17 protein-coding genes are annotated in these 16,526 nt (G+C 37.1%); 16 read left to right on the top strand and 1 reads right to left on the bottom strand.

What is annotated here, in order from left to right; translation table 11 throughout:
- Positions 1-4: 4 nt before the first annotated feature.
- The 12 genes from AB3U99_RS23035 to AB3U99_RS22980 all read left to right on the top strand — a co-directional run bounded on the left by AB3U99_RS23035 (position 5) and on the right by AB3U99_RS22980 (position 11,458).
- A complete protein-coding gene (locus tag AB3U99_RS23035; protein WP_400244210.1) occupies positions 5-1,363 on the top strand; it encodes a PTS sugar transporter subunit IIC in 1,359 nt (452 codons plus the stop codon).
- A 19-nt stretch (positions 1,364-1,382) separates the two neighbouring features.
- Entirely contained in the window at positions 1,383-1,727 is a 345-nt protein-coding gene (locus tag AB3U99_RS23030; protein WP_400244209.1) for a PTS lactose/cellobiose transporter subunit IIA, read from the top strand.
- Positions 1,724-3,055: a 6-phospho-beta-glucosidase gene (locus AB3U99_RS23025; RefSeq protein ID WP_400244207.1), complete on the top strand. Its 1,332-nt coding sequence runs from the start codon at positions 1,724-1,726 to the stop codon at positions 3,053-3,055. The genes AB3U99_RS23030 and AB3U99_RS23025 overlap by 4 nt, the downstream gene beginning before the upstream one ends.
- 59 nt (positions 3,056-3,114) lie before the next feature.
- Entirely contained in the window at positions 3,115-3,816 is a 702-nt protein-coding gene (gene chbG / locus AB3U99_RS23020; RefSeq protein WP_400244205.1) for a chitin disaccharide deacetylase, read from the top strand.
- 214 nt (positions 3,817-4,030) lie between these two features.
- A complete protein-coding gene (locus tag AB3U99_RS23015) occupies positions 4,031-4,402 on the top strand; it encodes a GntR family transcriptional regulator (RefSeq protein WP_400244203.1) in 372 nt (123 codons plus the stop codon).
- A 2-nt stretch (positions 4,403-4,404) separates the two neighbouring features.
- The gene (locus tag AB3U99_RS23010) at positions 4,405-5,295 is read left to right on the top strand and encodes an ATP-binding cassette domain-containing protein (protein WP_400244201.1); all 891 of its coding nucleotides are present in this window, start codon (positions 4,405-4,407) and stop codon (positions 5,293-5,295) included.
- The gene (locus AB3U99_RS23005; RefSeq protein ID WP_400244199.1) at positions 5,279-5,983 is read left to right on the top strand and encodes a hypothetical protein; all 705 of its coding nucleotides are present in this window, start codon (positions 5,279-5,281) and stop codon (positions 5,981-5,983) included. Before AB3U99_RS23010 ends, AB3U99_RS23005 begins: the two co-directional genes overlap by 17 nt.
- Before the next feature lie 40 nt (positions 5,984-6,023).
- The gene (locus tag AB3U99_RS23000) at positions 6,024-6,221 is read left to right on the top strand and encodes a hypothetical protein (protein ID WP_400244198.1); all 198 of its coding nucleotides are present in this window, start codon (positions 6,024-6,026) and stop codon (positions 6,219-6,221) included.
- Positions 6,222-6,333: 112 nt separating this feature from the next.
- Positions 6,334-7,575, top strand: coding sequence for a PucR family transcriptional regulator (locus tag AB3U99_RS22995; RefSeq protein WP_400244196.1), 1,242 nt, complete (start codon positions 6,334-6,336; stop codon positions 7,573-7,575).
- A 460-nt stretch (positions 7,576-8,035) separates the two neighbouring features.
- Complete coding sequence (gene ald / locus AB3U99_RS22990) at positions 8,036-9,172, top strand: alanine dehydrogenase (protein WP_400244195.1); 1,137 nt, start codon at positions 8,036-8,038, stop codon at positions 9,170-9,172.
- A gap of 361 nt (positions 9,173-9,533) precedes the next feature.
- A complete protein-coding gene (locus AB3U99_RS22985) occupies positions 9,534-10,475 on the top strand; it encodes an ABC transporter ATP-binding protein (protein WP_400244193.1) in 942 nt (313 codons plus the stop codon).
- Positions 10,472-11,458, top strand: coding sequence for an ABC transporter permease (locus AB3U99_RS22980; protein ID WP_400244191.1), 987 nt, complete (start codon positions 10,472-10,474; stop codon positions 11,456-11,458). The genes AB3U99_RS22985 and AB3U99_RS22980 overlap by 4 nt, the downstream gene beginning before the upstream one ends.
- A gap of 321 nt (positions 11,459-11,779) precedes the next feature.
- Here the strand turns inward: AB3U99_RS22980 and AB3U99_RS22975 are convergent, their stop codons facing one another.
- The gene (locus AB3U99_RS22975; RefSeq protein ID WP_192840934.1) at positions 11,780-11,917 is read right to left on the bottom strand and encodes a hypothetical protein; all 138 of its coding nucleotides are present in this window, start codon (positions 11,915-11,917) and stop codon (positions 11,780-11,782) included.
- Between the two features lie 250 nt (positions 11,918-12,167).
- Here AB3U99_RS22975 and AB3U99_RS22970 point away from each other — a divergent pair, with 250 nt between their 5' ends.
- The 4 genes from AB3U99_RS22970 to AB3U99_RS22955 all read left to right on the top strand — a co-directional run bounded on the left by AB3U99_RS22970 (position 12,168) and on the right by AB3U99_RS22955 (position 16,501).
- The gene (locus tag AB3U99_RS22970; protein WP_016202571.1) at positions 12,168-12,494 is read left to right on the top strand and encodes a MerR family transcriptional regulator; all 327 of its coding nucleotides are present in this window, start codon (positions 12,168-12,170) and stop codon (positions 12,492-12,494) included.
- Between the two features lie 612 nt (positions 12,495-13,106).
- Positions 13,107-13,871: a threonine/serine exporter family protein gene (locus AB3U99_RS22965; protein ID WP_400244187.1), complete on the top strand. Its 765-nt coding sequence runs from the start codon at positions 13,107-13,109 to the stop codon at positions 13,869-13,871.
- A gap of 15 nt (positions 13,872-13,886) precedes the next feature.
- The gene (locus AB3U99_RS22960; protein ID WP_400244186.1) at positions 13,887-14,345 is read left to right on the top strand and encodes a threonine/serine exporter family protein; all 459 of its coding nucleotides are present in this window, start codon (positions 13,887-13,889) and stop codon (positions 14,343-14,345) included.
- Positions 14,346-15,172: 827 nt separating this feature from the next.
- Positions 15,173-16,501, top strand: a complete 1,329-nt coding sequence (locus AB3U99_RS22955; RefSeq protein WP_400244184.1) for a 6-phospho-beta-glucosidase — start codon at positions 15,173-15,175, stop codon at positions 16,499-16,501.
- Positions 16,502-16,526 lie beyond the last annotated feature (25 nt).

Raw genomic sequence — 16,526 nt, 5'->3', positions numbered from 1 at the left:
AGAAATGATGGGATTTATTGAAAAATTTATTATGCCTTTTGCATTGAAGCTCGGTAATCAAAGGCATCTGCTTGCGATTAGGGATACATTAATTGGAATGATTGCTATTACTATTGTAGGTTCTTTTGCAGTACTTTTTAATAATCTTGGACAAATTATTCCACCTTACGGAAGAATGATGGAAGCGATATTTGGTTCTAACTGGTCAACATTAGGTGGGGATATATGGTTTGGAACATTTGCTTTTCTTTCCGTATTTGCAGTGTTTGGTATCTCCTATAAATTAGCTAGATCCTATGGAGATGATGGCTTTGAAGCAATGCTTATATCTGCAGCCTGTTTTTTCTTATTATTGCCCCAAACAGCCAATGTCACGTTACCAATAGATGAAGCAGCGACCGAAACAGTTGCAGGTGGAGTCTGGGGATTAGTCTCTGTTAATTATTTCAACGCCACTGCTCTTTTTACAGCCATTATCGTAGCATTGATCGCTACAGAAATTTTCTTGCGTTTATCTAAAATTAAAGCTTTAGTGATTAAAATGCCAGATGGAGTACCGCCAGCCGTTTCTAAATCCTTTGCAAAATTAGTGCCAGGCATGGGAACGATTTTTTTAGCAGGGCTATTTGGGGTAGTTTTCAGAATGGTAACAGATGGAAAGGTACTGAATGATTGGTTAAATACGGTTATTGTATCCCCATTAACAAATGCTGTTGACTCCCTTCCTTTTGCAGTATTAATTGTTTTATTGGTTCATTTATTCTGGATGGTAGGCTTACATGGTCCCAATATATTAGGGGGAATAACGACACCATTGTTTGAAAAAACAGGTGCTGAAAATATTGATTTAGCGCAAGCAGGAGTTCAAGCATTAGGAGAATATCATATACTTGCTGGATCATTTCTAGATGCGTTTGTGTATTTAGGAGGATCAGGCGCAACCTTAGGATTAATTATCGCCATGATTATTGCAGGAAGAAAACGGTATAAACAGATGATTGGTCTTGGTGGGGCGCCAGGTGTTTTCCAAATTAATGAGCCAATCCTTTTTGGTCTACCAATTGTTTTAAATCCGATTTGGTTTATTCCATTTGTACTTGGACCTGTTATCACAACAATTATCTCTTATCTTGCAGTAGAATACGGAATTGTCCCACCAGTGACGGCGAAAATTCCGTGGGTAACTCCACCGATAGTCGGCGGCTATTTAGCGACTGGGGGAAGCTTTCTGGGGGCTGGTTTGGCTGCCTTAAATTTACTTATATCAACGGTTGTTTATTTACCATTTGTTTATGCGCAGGTCAAAATTGATTCCAAAAATAAAACAGAGCTTACAAAAGATTCCGATTCTGTAAGTGTCTAAAAGAAAGTAGTGAAATAAGGTGAATGCGGAAGAATTATACCAACTCTCCTTTCAGCTGATTTTACATAGCGGAAATGCGAGAAGCTTTGCGATGGAAGCCATACAGGATGCGAAAAAAAAGGATTTTCATGCTGCTAAAAAGAAGTTAACAGAGTCGGATACTGAACTAGCAGAGGCTCATAAAATTCAGACAAAATTACTCCATCTGGAGGCTGGTGGGGACCAATTTACGATTCCGATTATCCTTATCCATGCACAAGATCACTTAATGACTGCAATGACATTGAAAGACCTTGCTCTTGAGATTATTGAATTGCGAGAAGAAGTTTTGCAAGAGACAACGAGAAGGGGGATGGCAGAATGAGTCAAGGCTTAAAAATCGTTACAATAGGTGGAGGCTCAAGCTATACGCCTGAACTAATCGAGGGCTTTATTAAGTACCATGAAGAATTGCCTGTAAAGGAAATATGGCTAGTTGATATTGAAGAAGGCAAAGAAAAGTTGGAAATTGTCGGCGAATTAGCGCGTAGAATGGTAGCAAAGGCTGGAGTTTCCATTGATATTTTTCTCACATTAGATCGGAAAAAGGCACTTGCGAAAGCTGACTTTGTTACAACCCAATTGCGGGTAGGTCAGCTTGCGGCAAGAGCACTTGATGAGAAAATTCCGTTGAAGCATGGCGTGATTGGCCAAGAGACAAATGGACCTGGCGGATTATTTAAAGCATTTCGGACCATTCCAGTTATTTTAGAAATAGCGAAAGAAATGGAAGAACTTTGTCCCGACGCGTGGTTAATTAACTTTACAAACCCTGCTGGAATGGTAACAGAAGCAGTGCTACGCTACAGTGGGATTTCAAAAGTAGTTGGCTTATGCAATGTACCGATTGGAATGGAACGAGGAGTTGCAGACCTATTGAATGTCGATCCTGGAAGAGTAAGAATAGACTTCGCGGGACTGAATCATATGGTTTATGGACTTGATGTTTATGTTGATGGGAAAAGTGTGAAGAGTGAAATAATCGAATTAATAACGGATCCTGAAAAAGCAATTACGATGCAAAATATTCATGCGATGGGCTGGGAGCCTGCGTTTTTAAGAGGATTAAATTTATTTCCTTGCCCTTATCACAACTATTATTACAAAACAGGAGATGTACTTGCACAGGAGCTAAAGGATGCAGAAAAAGGGGAAACACGTGCTGAAGTGGTGCAAAAATTAGAAGAGGGATTATTTGAATTATATAAAGATCCAGAACTTGCTATTAAGCCTCCCCAATTAGAAAAACGTGGAGGCGCTTACTATAGCGATGCTGCTGTTCGTCTAATTCGCTCTATGTATATGGATAAATGTGATATTCAAGCGGTCAATACAGTGAACCATGGGGCAATTACTGGAATTCCATATGAATCAGCAGTAGAAGTAAGCTGTATCATTACGAAAGACGGACCGAAGCCAATCACAGTTGGCGAGCTTCCAATAGCGGTTCAAGGATTAGTTATGCAAATCAAATCCTTTGAAAGAGTAGCTATTGAAGCAGCTATTTCTGGCGATTATGAGAAAGCGCTGCTTGCCATGACCATTAATCCACTCGTGCCAAGTGACCGAGTAGCAAAGCTAATTCTCGACGAAATGCTAGAGGCGCATAAAGCGTATTTACCACAGTTTTTTCGGAAAAAAGTGTTCGTATAAAAAAGCAGAGCTGTGTAAATTAATTCATGGCTCCATAGGCTTTAAAAGGAGACGAATCCATGACTAAAGTGATTATTAATGCAGATGATTTCGGTCTTAGTCGAGGGGTTAACTATGGAATTATTGATGCCCATCTCAAGGGAATTGTTACTTCTGCAACAATGATGATGAATGCAAAGGCAACAAAGCATGCCGTATCCTTAGCAAAAGATACACCGTCTTTAAAGGTAGGTGTCCATCTTGTGTTAACATGGGGAAGGCCGCTTTTAGAAGATGTTCCAAGCCTCGTAGATGAAGCGGGGAATTTTAAAAAGCAAATCTTTGTTTACGGAAATCCGTTTTCAATAAGCTTGGATGATTTAGAAAGAGAATGGACAGCGCAAATGGAGAAATGCTTAGATGCCGATCTTACTCCATCACATTTAGATAGCCATCATCATGTGCATGGAATAAAAGAATTTTATCCAGTAATAAAAAAGCTTTCTGAAAAATACGGGTTACCTGTAAGAAATGCAGGCCCTCATTTTACGGATATTCAAACATTAACAGATGTCTTTTTAGATGATTTTTATGGCGATGGGGTTACGGATAGCTATTTTGAAAATTTTCATGAGCAAGTGGAAGTTGGAAAAAGCATCGAAGTAATGACCCATCCTGCCTATTTGGATGAAACATTGATGCAGGAATCTTCTTATAATATGCAGAGGCTAAAGGAAACAAGGATCTTAATGGAAGTAAGGACTATAAAACAGAATATATAGTAATAACAAGGACCTTTTAAAGGAGGAATACTCTTTTAAAAGGTCTTTTTGGTTTGAAATTTGATAAGGAGTTCCGTTTTTGCTGTATCCCTAGATAATTATCTACCTAAAAATCTTGAAATGGCCTATTGACTGAAAACAATAAATTATATATGGTTATATACATAACTATATAACCATATAACAGTAAAGTAAGAAAGGCGGTGATCATTCATTGAACACACCATTTAGTGACAACAAGCCAATCTTTTTGCAAATAAAGGAGCTAATAGAAGATCAAATCGTAAACGATCAGTTAAGGGAAAATGAACAAATCCCTTCGACTACACAGCTTGTTAACTTTTATAAAATCAATCATTTAACGATATCTAAAGGAATCAATTTGCTTGTCGAGAATGGGATTATTTATAAAAAAAGGGGTGTAGGGATGTTTGTGGCAGAGGGAGCGAAAGAGAAATTGTTAACCCAGAGGAAAGAACAATTTCTTGATCAATATTTACTTCCCATGATCCAAGAGGCAAATAAATTAGGTCTCTCAAAGGAAGATATTTCAAATATGATGAATCAATTAAAAGGAAGTGATTAAATATGGGTTTTGATATAAAGATGAATCAAGTTTCTGTAAAGTTTAGGAAATACCAGGCATTAAAAGATATTAGTTTGCATTTAGAAGCGAATAAAATATACGGACTGATTGGCAGGAATGGGGCTGGAAAGTCTACGTTATTACCTTTACTAGCGTCTTTTACTCAGCCAACAGCCGGATCCATAAACATTGCGGATCAAGATCCGTTCGAAAATGCTGCGATTATGTCAGAAGTAACCTTTGTCTTTGAAACAGATTATAGCGCAGAGACAGAAAAGGTGAAGGGGATGATCGAAGCAGTAGAAAGATATCGTCCTCACTTCGATCGCCAATATGCATTGGAGTTAGTGAAGTTATTTAAATTGCCTTTAGATAAGTATGTATCAAAATTATCAAAGGGAATGCAATCAGCCCTTAATGTCACTTTGGGATTGGCGAGCAGATCTAAAATTACGATCTTTGATGAGGCCTACAATGGCATGGATGCTCCTACAAGGGAAAAGTTCTATAAAGAAGTACTGGCAGATTACGAACGATTTCCTCGGACGATTATTCTTTCGACGCATCTAGTATCTGAAATGGATTATTTATTTGAAGAAGTGGTGATTCTTAAAAAAGGAGAAGTAATCATAAAGGAGCCGATTGATCTCTTATTAGAGAAGGGAGCAGCTATCACGGGCTCTAAACAGGCGGTAGAAGAGTTTGTTCAAGACATGGTACAGCTTAATTCGCAAACTTTAGGCGGGACGAAATCGGTTATGGTCTATGAAGAACTTACAAACGAAAAAAGAGAACAAGCAAGAATGAAAGGATTAGAAATCGGACCTGTTTCCTTACAAGATTTATTTATCCACTTAACGAAGGAGGAGGAAGAGTATGAAGTCCAAAAATAATATTTTTAAAATTGCAATGGATTTGTCATGGCTGAAATTCACTTGGGCATTATGGGTTATCCCAATTGTATTTATCGTCTATACTATTTTGCGATCTATTAATGGGGAAGAGAAATTTATTCAACAAGGATTCTTTCCTTTCGTCTATGGACCAATTAAAATCTTTATGTTGGTAGTAGGGATTATTTCTGTAGCAGGCTTCTTAACTTTTTATGTGAAGCAAGGAATTCCGAGAAAAGACTATTTTTATGGGCAGGCAATTTCTGCTGTAATCGTTTCATTTAGCATGATGCTTGTTGGTTTAATAATTGCTTTAGTAGAAAAAGGATTTGTTTCAGATATTCATATAGAGAGCTATTTGGGGCAAGATCCATCCTGGCTACTTCTCTTCTTTATCTATAGCTTAAACGTTTTGGGATACTTTGTGGTGGGATGGTTAATAGGAGCTGGGTTTTATCGTTTCGGTGTGCTAATAGGCATGGCATATATCGCTTTAGCAGTTCTAATCCTTTCTATTATAGATCGATTTTGGGCATTTGAATTAAAGGATATTTTTGGAAAAATACACTTTTTAAATGGAATAGAATTTTCTGTGGCTATCTCTTTTTTAGGGACATTTTTGTTGATCCTATTCGTGCTTTGGATAAATCGAATAACGTTAAAAAAAGTAGCTGTCAAAATGAAGTAATATCTATAGAAGGTAGTAACTGATAAAGGAGAATTTTCAGATGATGTTTTTAGAAAAATTATTTAATTGGCTGCTTGTCATTGGATTGGTTTTAATGGTTGGTAGATTAATAACTTTGGTCTTTATGTTTTTAGACATACCATTTACTACCTTTTTTAAGGATTATAGTATTGTATCCATTATTGTATTAATTATAGGGTTGATTGGTTCACAGGCGATGAAGGAAAAGAAAAGCTAGTTTATGTATTTTTCTAAAGATTCTTATTGTTGAATGCCTTCCAAACGCGATAAAATATAAAGAGATAATGTTGTGAACGAATTTAGATCGTGTTTTGGAAAGGGGTAGATAAATGACAAGTGAGCCGCGAAATCCGTTTAGAAGGGATATGTATGATTCCCTCGAAAGCTTTGCAGATCATGTTAGTGAATTATTAGGATGTCCGATTACGTTGGAGGATCCCCATCATCGTGTGCTAGTATACAGCAGTCATGACGAAGAAACGGATATGGTCAGAATTTCTACCATTATTAGTCGCAGAGTTCCGGAGAAAGTAATCAATCGTTTTTGGAAGGATGGAGTGATTCCACAGCTTCTTCAAAGTAAAAAGCCAATTCGGATTAAAGGGAAAAAAGAAATTGGTCTTGGAAATCGGGTGGCTGTTTCCATTTGGAGGGGGGATGAGGTAATCGGATATATTTGGGCCATCGAAATGGGGACCCCTTTAACGGAGGAAAAGATGGGGTTTTTAGAGAACGCGGCATCGGTAGCACGTCATCTTTTGTCGCGTTTTGCTACAAGTAAAACCCCTACTTTACAGGATAACCAGGAATTCTTCTGGAGAATGTTAACGGGATATGTGAAAGAGGCGGACGTGGACGAAAAATTAAAGGAAATGGGGAAGCCTTCATTAGCTTGCTTTACGGTGATGATTTTTCCGTTTTCTAAAATGATTACAAAGGAAATAGAAAAGCATATACTTTATCTATTGAAGGTGTCTCAGGATGTGAAAATTTTCTTCTCAACCATTGAAGATAATGAATTGGTTATTTTGGCAACTCCTCTTGAGGATAAAGGGAATTCTATTGCTTGTTTTAAAAAATTCATCTGTAGTTTTCAACAAAACCTAGAAGAAAGATTTTCTATTAAAGAAGTGAATGGAACGTTTGGGGGAATTTACAAACAGTATCGAGATGTCCCAAAGAGTTTCAGAGAAGCGAGAACCGTTTTAGAGGTGCGAGAGAAATTCCCTCAGGAAGCAGGTGCATTTTACCATTATCAAGAACTAGGTATCTATCAGTTTTTAGATATCCTTTTAGAAAAGAGAAGACAGGATGGATCGGAAAATATCGCTATCCGAAATCTAAAAGAATATGATAAAACGCATAATACAGAATTATTAGCAACGCTTGAGGTGTATTTAGATGAAAGTGAAAGTATTCAAAAGACTGCAGCCCGTTTGCATATTCATCCTAATACGCTTGCTTATCGTTTAAAGCGGATGGTAGAGATTATGGAAGTTGATTTATCGATCCCAAGTCAAAAGTTTATGATCTACTTAGATTTAAAATTAATGCATTGGCAGAAAGAATAGAATTGAGGTTGGGACATAATTATTCCAACTATAGACAAATTCGAACAATCGACTGATATATGGTTGTTCTTGTTTTTGATCAGTCTATAAAAGGCTGTTTCAGTAAAGTTGGTGGTCTTACCCGCAGCCTGAATGAGGCTAAAGCCTTCCTCCCTAACGCATAGAGTGTCTGTAGCGCAATGGAACGAATTAGTTTTTACACTTGACTATATTTAAAATCATAAATAATCAGTATGAAAAAGTAGCCTTTATTCAAGAGCTAAATTAGAGATTGTTCGTCTTTACAGATTGGCTATTTCGTTTTGTCCCAGCCTCTTCCTCTTCTCCTCTTTGTGTTTTTTCACAAATGAGCGGTTTTTGTTTCATTAATTTTAACAAAGATAATTTTCAGAATTCGTCCTATTATAATATTAAGATATCTAACAAATTATGTTAGGTTTTATAACAAGGAGGAATTCTAATGATTATTGGTATCCCAAAGGAAATTAAAAACAATGAAAATAGGGTCGCAATTACTCCTTCCGGTGTGTCTTATTTAAAAAATAGTGGACACGAAATTCTAGTAGAAAGAAATGCAGGAATCGGCAGTGGCTTTACAAATGAAGAATATGCTGCAGCGGGTGCGAAGATAATCGACTCAGCAGCTCAAGTATGGAATACAGCAGAAATGATTATAAAAGTAAAAGAACCATTAGCATCCGAGTACCAGTATTTTCATAAAGGACTTATTTTGTTTACGTATTTACATTTAGCTGCAGAACCAGAACTGGCTAAGGCCTTAACGGAAAACGGTGTAATTGGAATAGCATATGAAACGATAGAAGTAAATGGCAAATTGCCATTACTAACACCGATGAGTGAGGTTGCTGGCAGAATGGCTGTCCAAATCGGCGCCCAGTTCTTAGAAAAGCCTCATGGAGGAAAAGGAATCTTATTAGCAGGCGTTCCTGGTGTGAAAAAGGGAAATGTAACAATCATTGGCGGCGGCATTGTTGGTATGAATGCAGCGAAAATAGCGATTGGATTTGGGGCAAATGTAACGTTATTAGACTTAAATCCGGAAAGATTAAGAGAATTAGATAATCAATTTGGCGCAAGCCTAAGCACTGTTATTTCGAGCCCGGCAAATATCGAAGAAGCAGTTGTGAATGCAGACTTAGTAATTGGTGCTGTATTAATTCCAGGTGCAAAAGCACCGAAGCTAGTAACAGAAGAAATGGTAAAGAAAATGGCTCCAGGCTCTGTTATCGTTGATGTGGCAATTGACCAAGGAGGAATTTTCGAAACAGTAGATCATATTACAACACATGATAATCCTACCTATGTGAAGCATGGGGTAGTACATTATGCTGTTGCTAATATGCCGGGGGCAGTTCCAAGAACATCTACTATTGCATTAACAAATGTAACGATGCCATATGCGCTTCAAATAGCAAATCTAGGGGCGGTAGCAGCAATCGAAAACAATTACGCTATTAAACAAGGCGTAAATACCTTCGCTGGAAAAATCACCTATGCTCCAGTGGCGTCAGATCTTGGCTATGACTATACACCAGTCCAAGAACTTATCAACAATTTATCAACAACCACTGTCTAAACTTTAAAAATTATAAGCTTATCCACAACCGTTCTTCCTTGGAAAAATACAAGAGAGAGCGGTTTTTTCGTTGGTTTTTAGAAAAATCCAATTAGAATGACTGTGTGAAAATATATGATGAAGCAGGCTGAATACACGAAGAGGCTTCGGCTATGGGGATCAGTAAGAAAGGGTAGACATAGCAGGCGTCGTTGCTGAAAAAGCTAGTATTGCCTGCGGGAAGTGTAAAGTATTTTCCAAAAAAAGTTTAACTGATTGAAACTTTTCCCAGTGAAAATCGTATTAGTAAAAGAAAAGTGTATTAATACATCTTGTGGGGAGCGGAAGAAATTTATAGTGATGATATAGAAGGGAGAAAAGGATGAGCTTAAATGCATTGGAAGTCAAAAATCTCACAAAGAGAATCAAAGGAAGGAACATTGTTGATAATGTTAGTTTTTCTGTTGAAAAAGGAGAAATATTTGGGTTGTTAGGACCTAATGGAGCAGGAAAGACAACCATTATCCGAATGATTGTTAGCCTAATTAATAGAACAAATGGAAGTGTTGTTATCGATAATTATAATCTTGATAATAACTTTTCAGAAGCGATGAGCAGCTTAGGGGCAATTGTAGAGAATCCAGAGTTCTATAAATATATGAGTGGATATAAGAATCTGAAGCATTATGCCAGAATGGCGAAGGAACCAATATCAGAAGATCGCTTTAACGAAGTTATTAAACTAGTAGGATTAGAAAATGCCATTCATCAAAAAGTAAAAACCTATTCGCTAGGCATGAGACAGCGTCTTGGGGTAGCACAGGCGTTATTACATAAACCTGCTCTTCTGATTTTAGATGAACCAACAAATGGGTTAGACCCACAAGGGATTCGGGAGTTTCGAGATTATTTGCATTTATTAGCTAGGGAAGGGATTTCTGTTTTAGTGTCTTCCCACCTCTTATCGGAAATGCAATTAATGTGTCATCGGTTTGCAATTATTGAAAAGGGGAAATTAATTCATATTTCAAATATGGACGAAACGGTTTCTGAGGAAGAGGTAAGTGTAAGAGAAGTAACGTTTGAATTAGAGGAACCAGAAAAAGCTGTTGATTTACTTACAGCTAGTGAAATCAAAGTAGATGTCATGTCTGCGAAAAATAGAGCGTTGGTCGTGAAGCTGGCTAAAGAAGCAATTCCGCTGGTTAATAAGCTACTTGTTGAAAAACAAATTGCTGTATACGGAATTTATGTAGTAAAAGCAACGTTGGAAGACCGTTTCTTAGAAATTACCAATCAGAAGAGAGAGGAGGAAACAAAATGATTGGGTTAGTACAAAATGAATTAATCAAAATTTGGGAAAAGAAAAATAGCTGGATATTCCCTATTATTCTTATATTTGCTCTAATTGGTGGAAGTGTTTTAGAGATGAAGATGAACCCGCAATATAAGGGTGATGACTGGCGTGAATCGGTACAGTCAGAAATAAACAGTCTCGAAAAGAAGCTTCCTACAGCAAAGACGGAAGAAAGCTTAATGAAAAGTGGAGAAGATTTCAACTGGGATGAAACAAAAGAAGCAATTCAAATGAAAATTCAAGGTTATAAAAGTGATTTAGAGAATGATGTTAGTCCATATACAACCTCTTGGTCAAATATGAATGGAATGGTTATTGGAATGAAATCTTTAATTACCTTATTTGTGGTAATTATTTGTGCTGGAAGTGTTTCCTCTGAATTCTCTGATGGAACGATTAAGCAATTACTCATTAGACCACATAAACGTTGGGGTATTCTCCTGTCAAAATATATTGCTGTATTAATTTATACTGCCAGTTTAATCGTCTTTTTAATGATTGTTGGGTACTTGATAAGCATTGCGTTCTTTGGTATAGGAAGTTTTGGGGATAATGTACGTGTTATGGGGCCGAGTGGTGAGATCATAGCAAGTGGCGGAATGTTATTTTTAAAAATGATTCTTTATTACTTGCCGGGGTTAATGCTTGTGTTAAGCTTGTCCTTTATGCTATCGACATTATTTAAGAATCAGGCTATAGCTGTTGGGGTCGGAGTGTTTGTATTGTTTGTTTCCTCGACAATTGGGCAAATTATTCAAATGTTAGCGACAGAATATACTTGGTTAAAAGTATTGCCATTCCCACATTTGGATCAAACGATTTTCGTATTTCAGGATAAAATAATCGAGACAATAACGATGCCAGTATCTTTAGGTATCCTATTCATCTATTATGCTCTATTTATGATAATTACTTTTGGTTTTTTCCAAAAAAAGGATGTTAGTATTTAATATATAATGGCCATCTATCCGGTCCCTGCTTTTACGGGAATCGGGATAGATGGTCTTTTTTTTATTAGAGTATTAAAAAAATTTAGACATTCGCTTGCAGTAATGGAAGGATTCTTATAAAATGATGTTAGATTTATTAACAACGGAGAGAATTAATTATCACTTAAATGGAGATTTTGGTGGACGTGTATTGAAAAAATTTAATGCATGTAAGAATCTAAAAAATAACGCTAAATAAAAGATGGGAATCCCACAATCCTTGTTCGGCGTGGAATTTCCCATATATAAAGAACATGAAGTGTAAAGGCTATACAGTTTTATTTAGCTATTCTGAACCATTCGAAGAAGTTCGTGGGCGTGTTCACCAGCAACCTCTGCTAAGTGTTCCCAAATCTCGTCTCTCATAAGATCAAGCTCCACGATTTTTTTAGCTAAATCAACTGCTTCTTTGGTTATCATGTAAGAAGGCTCCTCTCCATTCATAAAAATAATACCTAATACCTATTCCTTGTAAAGAACTTCAAGTAATAGTTTATACATTTAGCATTTTAACGGAAAATAAATAAAAAATCATTAAAAATGTAAGGAAATCTTACCTATTTTTTGATTTTCGTGTTAGGAAATATAACAAAATAAGTTCTGTTTTGTCTGAAAAGTATTATAATTAAAACAAGTGAGAATACTATTTAACTTCATGAGGTGAGAAGTAATGGATCATGAGCCATCCTATAAGAAAAGAAAGGTAATAACCATTGGTGTTGTAAGTGAACTAACTGGTTTAACGGAAAGACAGATTCGATATTATGAACAAAGAAAGTTAATCTTTCCAGAGAGGCCAGAAAGAGGAAATCGAAAATATTCATTCTCCGATGTAGAAAGACTCATAGAGATTGCTAATAAACGAGAAGAAGGGGTTCGTACACACGAAATTAGACAAGAAATTATGAAAAAGAACAAAGAAGAAGAAGAACGCAAAATAAAAAAACAAATGCTTCGTGGTCAAATTAATGCGAGATTTGGAATTCAGAACGATTAATGGAAACAAATATATGTCTTTTTGTTAAGTCCATTTTAATGCGATAATGGACTTTTTATTTTGGAAAAAATTTTTTCCACCTTCCTTTCTTCCTCGTAAAAATCCCATCTATTTTCTTTCTCCTCAAATATTGATAAAATAACCATATTTCATATAAACTGTAATTCGTTGAATAAAAATAGAAAGAAAACGAAAAATGGAATTCAGGTTAGATGGAATGACCATTTTTTGTGATACCCTATAATAAATGTAATTTTATAAGAATTGCTTTGCACCAAATGACTTGTAAAAGTAATGGGTCTTGCTTACGTCAGTAAAGATAGCGGCAGTTCCTCATTTTTTTTGGCTGTTTTCTAAAAGAGTGTTGTTTTCTCAATAGGTAAATAAATTAAGTAGAAATACTGAGCAGCCTGAATACACGTAGACTCCTACGGGAGCTGCGAGAAAGTCCGAGACCCTGCAGGAACTTAAGTGACGAAGCGGCTCGGCGCTCTCCCCATGGAAAGCGAAGTGTATTCAGGGTCATAGCAACAAACTTTACGAAAACAGCTTTGTTTTTACAATGATGACTACTAAAGAGGTGCTAATACCTTTCTTCAATGGAGAGATAATATGACATATATTTCGGTGGAAAAAACATACGACATTATGGAGATTTGCATTTTAGCAGGGAGTATCATGTTACAGAATGGTGCTGAAACGCATCGAGTAGAAGATACGATGACAAGGATTGCAACTGCTTATGGAGTGAAAGACTCTGATTGCTTTGTTACACCAACAGGCATTATTTTATCGCTAGAAGGAGAAGAACCAACAAAGACAAAATTAAATCGCATTATTGAGCGAACAACTAATTTAGAAAAGGTCGTTCGAGTAAATGATATATCCCGTAGAATAAGTACGGGGACAGTAAGCATGAACGAAGCATACCATTTATTGAAAGATGTAGAAGATGAAAAATGTACGTATTCTGATTTGTTTCAAGTAATGGCAGCAGCTATTGCAAGTGGCTGTTTTTTAATCATGTTCGATGGTGTTTGGCGAGATTTTATTCCAGCATTTCTAGCAGGTGGGCTAGGGTTCTTATGTTCCTTGTATTTTCACAAAGTCTTGCAAATAAAGTTCTTTGCTGAAGTCTCTGCTGCTTTTGTGATTGGAGTGATAGCTTTTCTTTCTGTTTCGACTGGATTTGGCTCGGAAGTAGATAAGATTATAATCGGGTCTGTGATGCCTCTCGTTCCTGGCTTGCTCATTACGAATGCAGTAAGGGATTTGATGGCTGGGCATTTAGTATCTGGTATCTCCAAAGGAGCGGAGGCGATTTTAACCGCTACAGCAATTGGTTCAGGAATCGCTGTTGCATTTTTGGTTTTTTAAGGAGAGGAAATAGCAATGAATGAATTTTTAGCACAGGCAATCACTAGCTTTGTTGCGACTTTTGGATTTGGAATTATCTTTCATATTCCTCGGAAGCTATTAATCCAATGTGGATTTGTAGGGATGCTGGGCTGGATGGCCTATTGGGCAATTGTATTTTTTTATCATAATGAGGTGCTAGCGGCGTTATCTGGTTCCTTTCTTGTAGCGGTTGTAAGTCAAGTGTTTGCCCGAGTGTACAAATCCCCAGTGATTATTTTTAGTGTCGCTGGGATTATTCCGTTGGTACCAGGAGGAGCAGCCTATAATGCGATGCGTCATTTTGTAGAGAATGACTATTATTTAGCTGTTAGCCTTGCAGCAAAGGTGTGTTTAATATCTGGTTCCATTGCGATGGGCTTAATGTTTTCAGAAGTAATAAATCAATTAATATTTAGGGCACATGCTCGGAAGAAGGAGCTTAATAAAGAGTAAATAATCTTTATTAAGCTCCTATTTTTTATGAGGCTGGGACATAAGTATTCCAGCTTAAAATAAACCCGAATGATTATACGAAGATGCCAATGAAAGGTTCGAATAATCGTTTGGGCTTTTTTATTCGTTTATAAAAAGGATGTTCCATGAAGTTTGTTGCTATTACCCGCAGTCAGAATACACTTCGCTTTCCGTGGGGCTCGCGCTAAAGCCGCGGTCTGCTTCCGCCTGCAGGGTCTCAGACTGTCTCGCTAATCCCAGTGGCGTCTACGTGTATTCAGGCTGCTCCATTCTTCCAACTAATTTATTTTTTCTTGGGAAAACAATATTTTTTAGGGAATAGCCTTTAAAAACGAAGTGGAATGGAGCGGAGGACACTCAACTCCTGCGGGAAGTAGAGGACGCTTTAGACCCCGCAGGCGCGCCGAGGAGGCTCAGCTTCCTCCCCGGCGCATAGAGTGTCCGTAGCGCAATGGAACGAATTGGTTTTTACAATTGAATATATTTAAAACCATAAATAACTAATATGAAAAAGTAGCCTTTATTTAAGAGCTAAATTAGAGATTATTCGTCTTTACAGATTGGCGATTTAGTTTTGTCCCAGCCTCATTTTTATGGAGAAAATTATTCCTTGTAATCTCTATTGAAACATGGTGTTACTATTTTGGAACACGTTCCATTCTGTGTGAAAAAGTCCTAAACCCCTTGATTCTATTTACTTAAAATGGATTAGAAGGTAACGTTATATACGAAGAAACACTTGCGGGCCTTTTTAATGATTAATTTTGTAAGGGGTTGCAAAGATAAAAGGAAGAAGGCGATCGGTTTTGGGAAAAGGAATTAAAATTGTTACCATCGGCGGAGGATCGAGCTACACACCTGAACTAGTGGAAGGTTTTATTAAAAGATATGATTCATTACCTGTTCGTGAGCTTTGGTTAGTAGATATTCCAGAAGGGAAAGAAAAGCTTAGTATTGTAGGGGATTTGGCAAAAAGAATGGTAAAAAAGGCAGGAGTGCCGATTGAAATTCATCTAACATTAGATCGAAGAGAGGCACTTAAGGATGCTGATTTTGTTACAACGCAATTCCGTGTCGGCTTGCTAGCTGCGCGTGCAAAGGATGAAAGAATCCCTTTAAAATATAATGTGATCGGACAGGAAACAAATGGACCAGGTGGATTGTTTAAAGGTTTACGAACCATTCCAGTCATTTTGGATATTGTAAAGGATATGGAAGAGCTTTGCCCAAATGCTTGGCTCATTAACTTTACGAATCCAGCGGGAATGGTGACAGAAGCGGTTCTTCGCCATAGTAACTGGAAGAAAATCGTTGGGCTATGCAATGTACCGATTTCTATTCAAATGGGAGTTGCAAAGCTATTGGAAGTAGAATCTAGTCGCGTACATGTAGATTTTGCTGGGTTGAATCACATGGTATTTGGCTTAAATGTATACTTAGACGGAAAGAATATAACGCAAGAGTTTTTAGAGGAAATGACGAAGCATAAGAGTGATACGATGAAGAATATTGCAGCCATCGATTGGGAGCCGGATTTTATTAAAGCATTAGGCGTTATTCCTTGTGGATACCATCGTTATTATTATAAACAAGCTGAAATGCTCCAAAATGAACTAGAAGAGGCGGCGGAACAAGGTACTCGTGCTGAGGTAGTTCAGCAATTAGAAAAAGAACTATTTGAGCTTTATAAAGATGAGAATTTAGCGATAAAACCACCACAATTAGAAAAAAGAGGAGGAGCATACTATAGCGATGCTGCTTGTAGTCTCATTGATTCAATGTATAACGACAAAAGAGATATCCAGCCGGTAAATACGATAAATAACGGAGCGATTGCTAGTATTCCAGATGAATCAGCAGTAGAAATTAGCAGTATCATTACTAAAGACGGACCGAAGCCAATTGCTATTGGCGATTTACCTGTAGCAGTTCGCGGACTTGTTCAACAAATTAAATCCTTCGAAAGGGTGTCGGCAGAAGCAGCGGTGACCGGGAATTATCATACAGCCTTACTGGCAATGACAATCAACCCGTTGCTTCCATCTGATAAAGTAGCAAAACAAATTTTAGATGAAATGCTAGAGGCACATAAAGAGCACTTACCACAATTCTTTAAAGAAGAAGTAATTTCTTAAAAGAAAAAAAGGCTATGTAATCGGG

The sequence above is a fragment of the Niallia tiangongensis genome, assembly GCF_044704065.1.
GTDB lineage: Bacteria > Bacillota > Bacilli > Bacillales > Cytobacillaceae > Niallia > Niallia tiangongensis.
Note: the sequence above shows the minus strand (reverse complement) of the source record. Positions and strands in the feature narration are given on the sequence as shown.

Coding starts and splice junctions, on each gene's coding strand:
- AB3U99_RS23035 (WP_400244210.1), top strand. CDS start 5: ATGATGGGATTTATTGAAAAATTTATTATGCCTTTTGCATTGAAGCTC.
- AB3U99_RS23025 (WP_400244207.1), top strand. CDS start 1,724: ATGAGTCAAGGCTTAAAAATCGTTACAATAGGTGGAGGCTCAAGCTAT.
- chbG (WP_400244205.1), top strand. CDS start 3,115: ATGACTAAAGTGATTATTAATGCAGATGATTTCGGTCTTAGTCGAGGG.
- AB3U99_RS23010 (WP_400244201.1), top strand. CDS start 4,405: ATGGGTTTTGATATAAAGATGAATCAAGTTTCTGTAAAGTTTAGGAAA.
- AB3U99_RS23005 (WP_400244199.1), top strand. CDS start 5,279: ATGAAGTCCAAAAATAATATTTTTAAAATTGCAATGGATTTGTCATGG.
- AB3U99_RS23000 (WP_400244198.1), top strand. CDS start 6,024: ATGATGTTTTTAGAAAAATTATTTAATTGGCTGCTTGTCATTGGATTG.
- AB3U99_RS22995 (WP_400244196.1), top strand. CDS start 6,334: ATGACAAGTGAGCCGCGAAATCCGTTTAGAAGGGATATGTATGATTCC.
- ald (WP_400244195.1), top strand. CDS start 8,036: ATGATTATTGGTATCCCAAAGGAAATTAAAAACAATGAAAATAGGGTC.
- AB3U99_RS22985 (WP_400244193.1), top strand. CDS start 9,534: ATGAGCTTAAATGCATTGGAAGTCAAAAATCTCACAAAGAGAATCAAA.
- AB3U99_RS22980 (WP_400244191.1), top strand. CDS start 10,472: ATGATTGGGTTAGTACAAAATGAATTAATCAAAATTTGGGAAAAGAAA.
- AB3U99_RS22975 (WP_192840934.1), bottom strand. CDS start 11,917: ATGATAACCAAAGAAGCAGTTGATTTAGCTAAAAAAATCGTGGAGCTT.
- AB3U99_RS22970 (WP_016202571.1), top strand. CDS start 12,168: ATGGATCATGAGCCATCCTATAAGAAAAGAAAGGTAATAACCATTGGT.
- AB3U99_RS22965 (WP_400244187.1), top strand. CDS start 13,107: ATGACATATATTTCGGTGGAAAAAACATACGACATTATGGAGATTTGC.
- AB3U99_RS22960 (WP_400244186.1), top strand. CDS start 13,887: ATGAATGAATTTTTAGCACAGGCAATCACTAGCTTTGTTGCGACTTTT.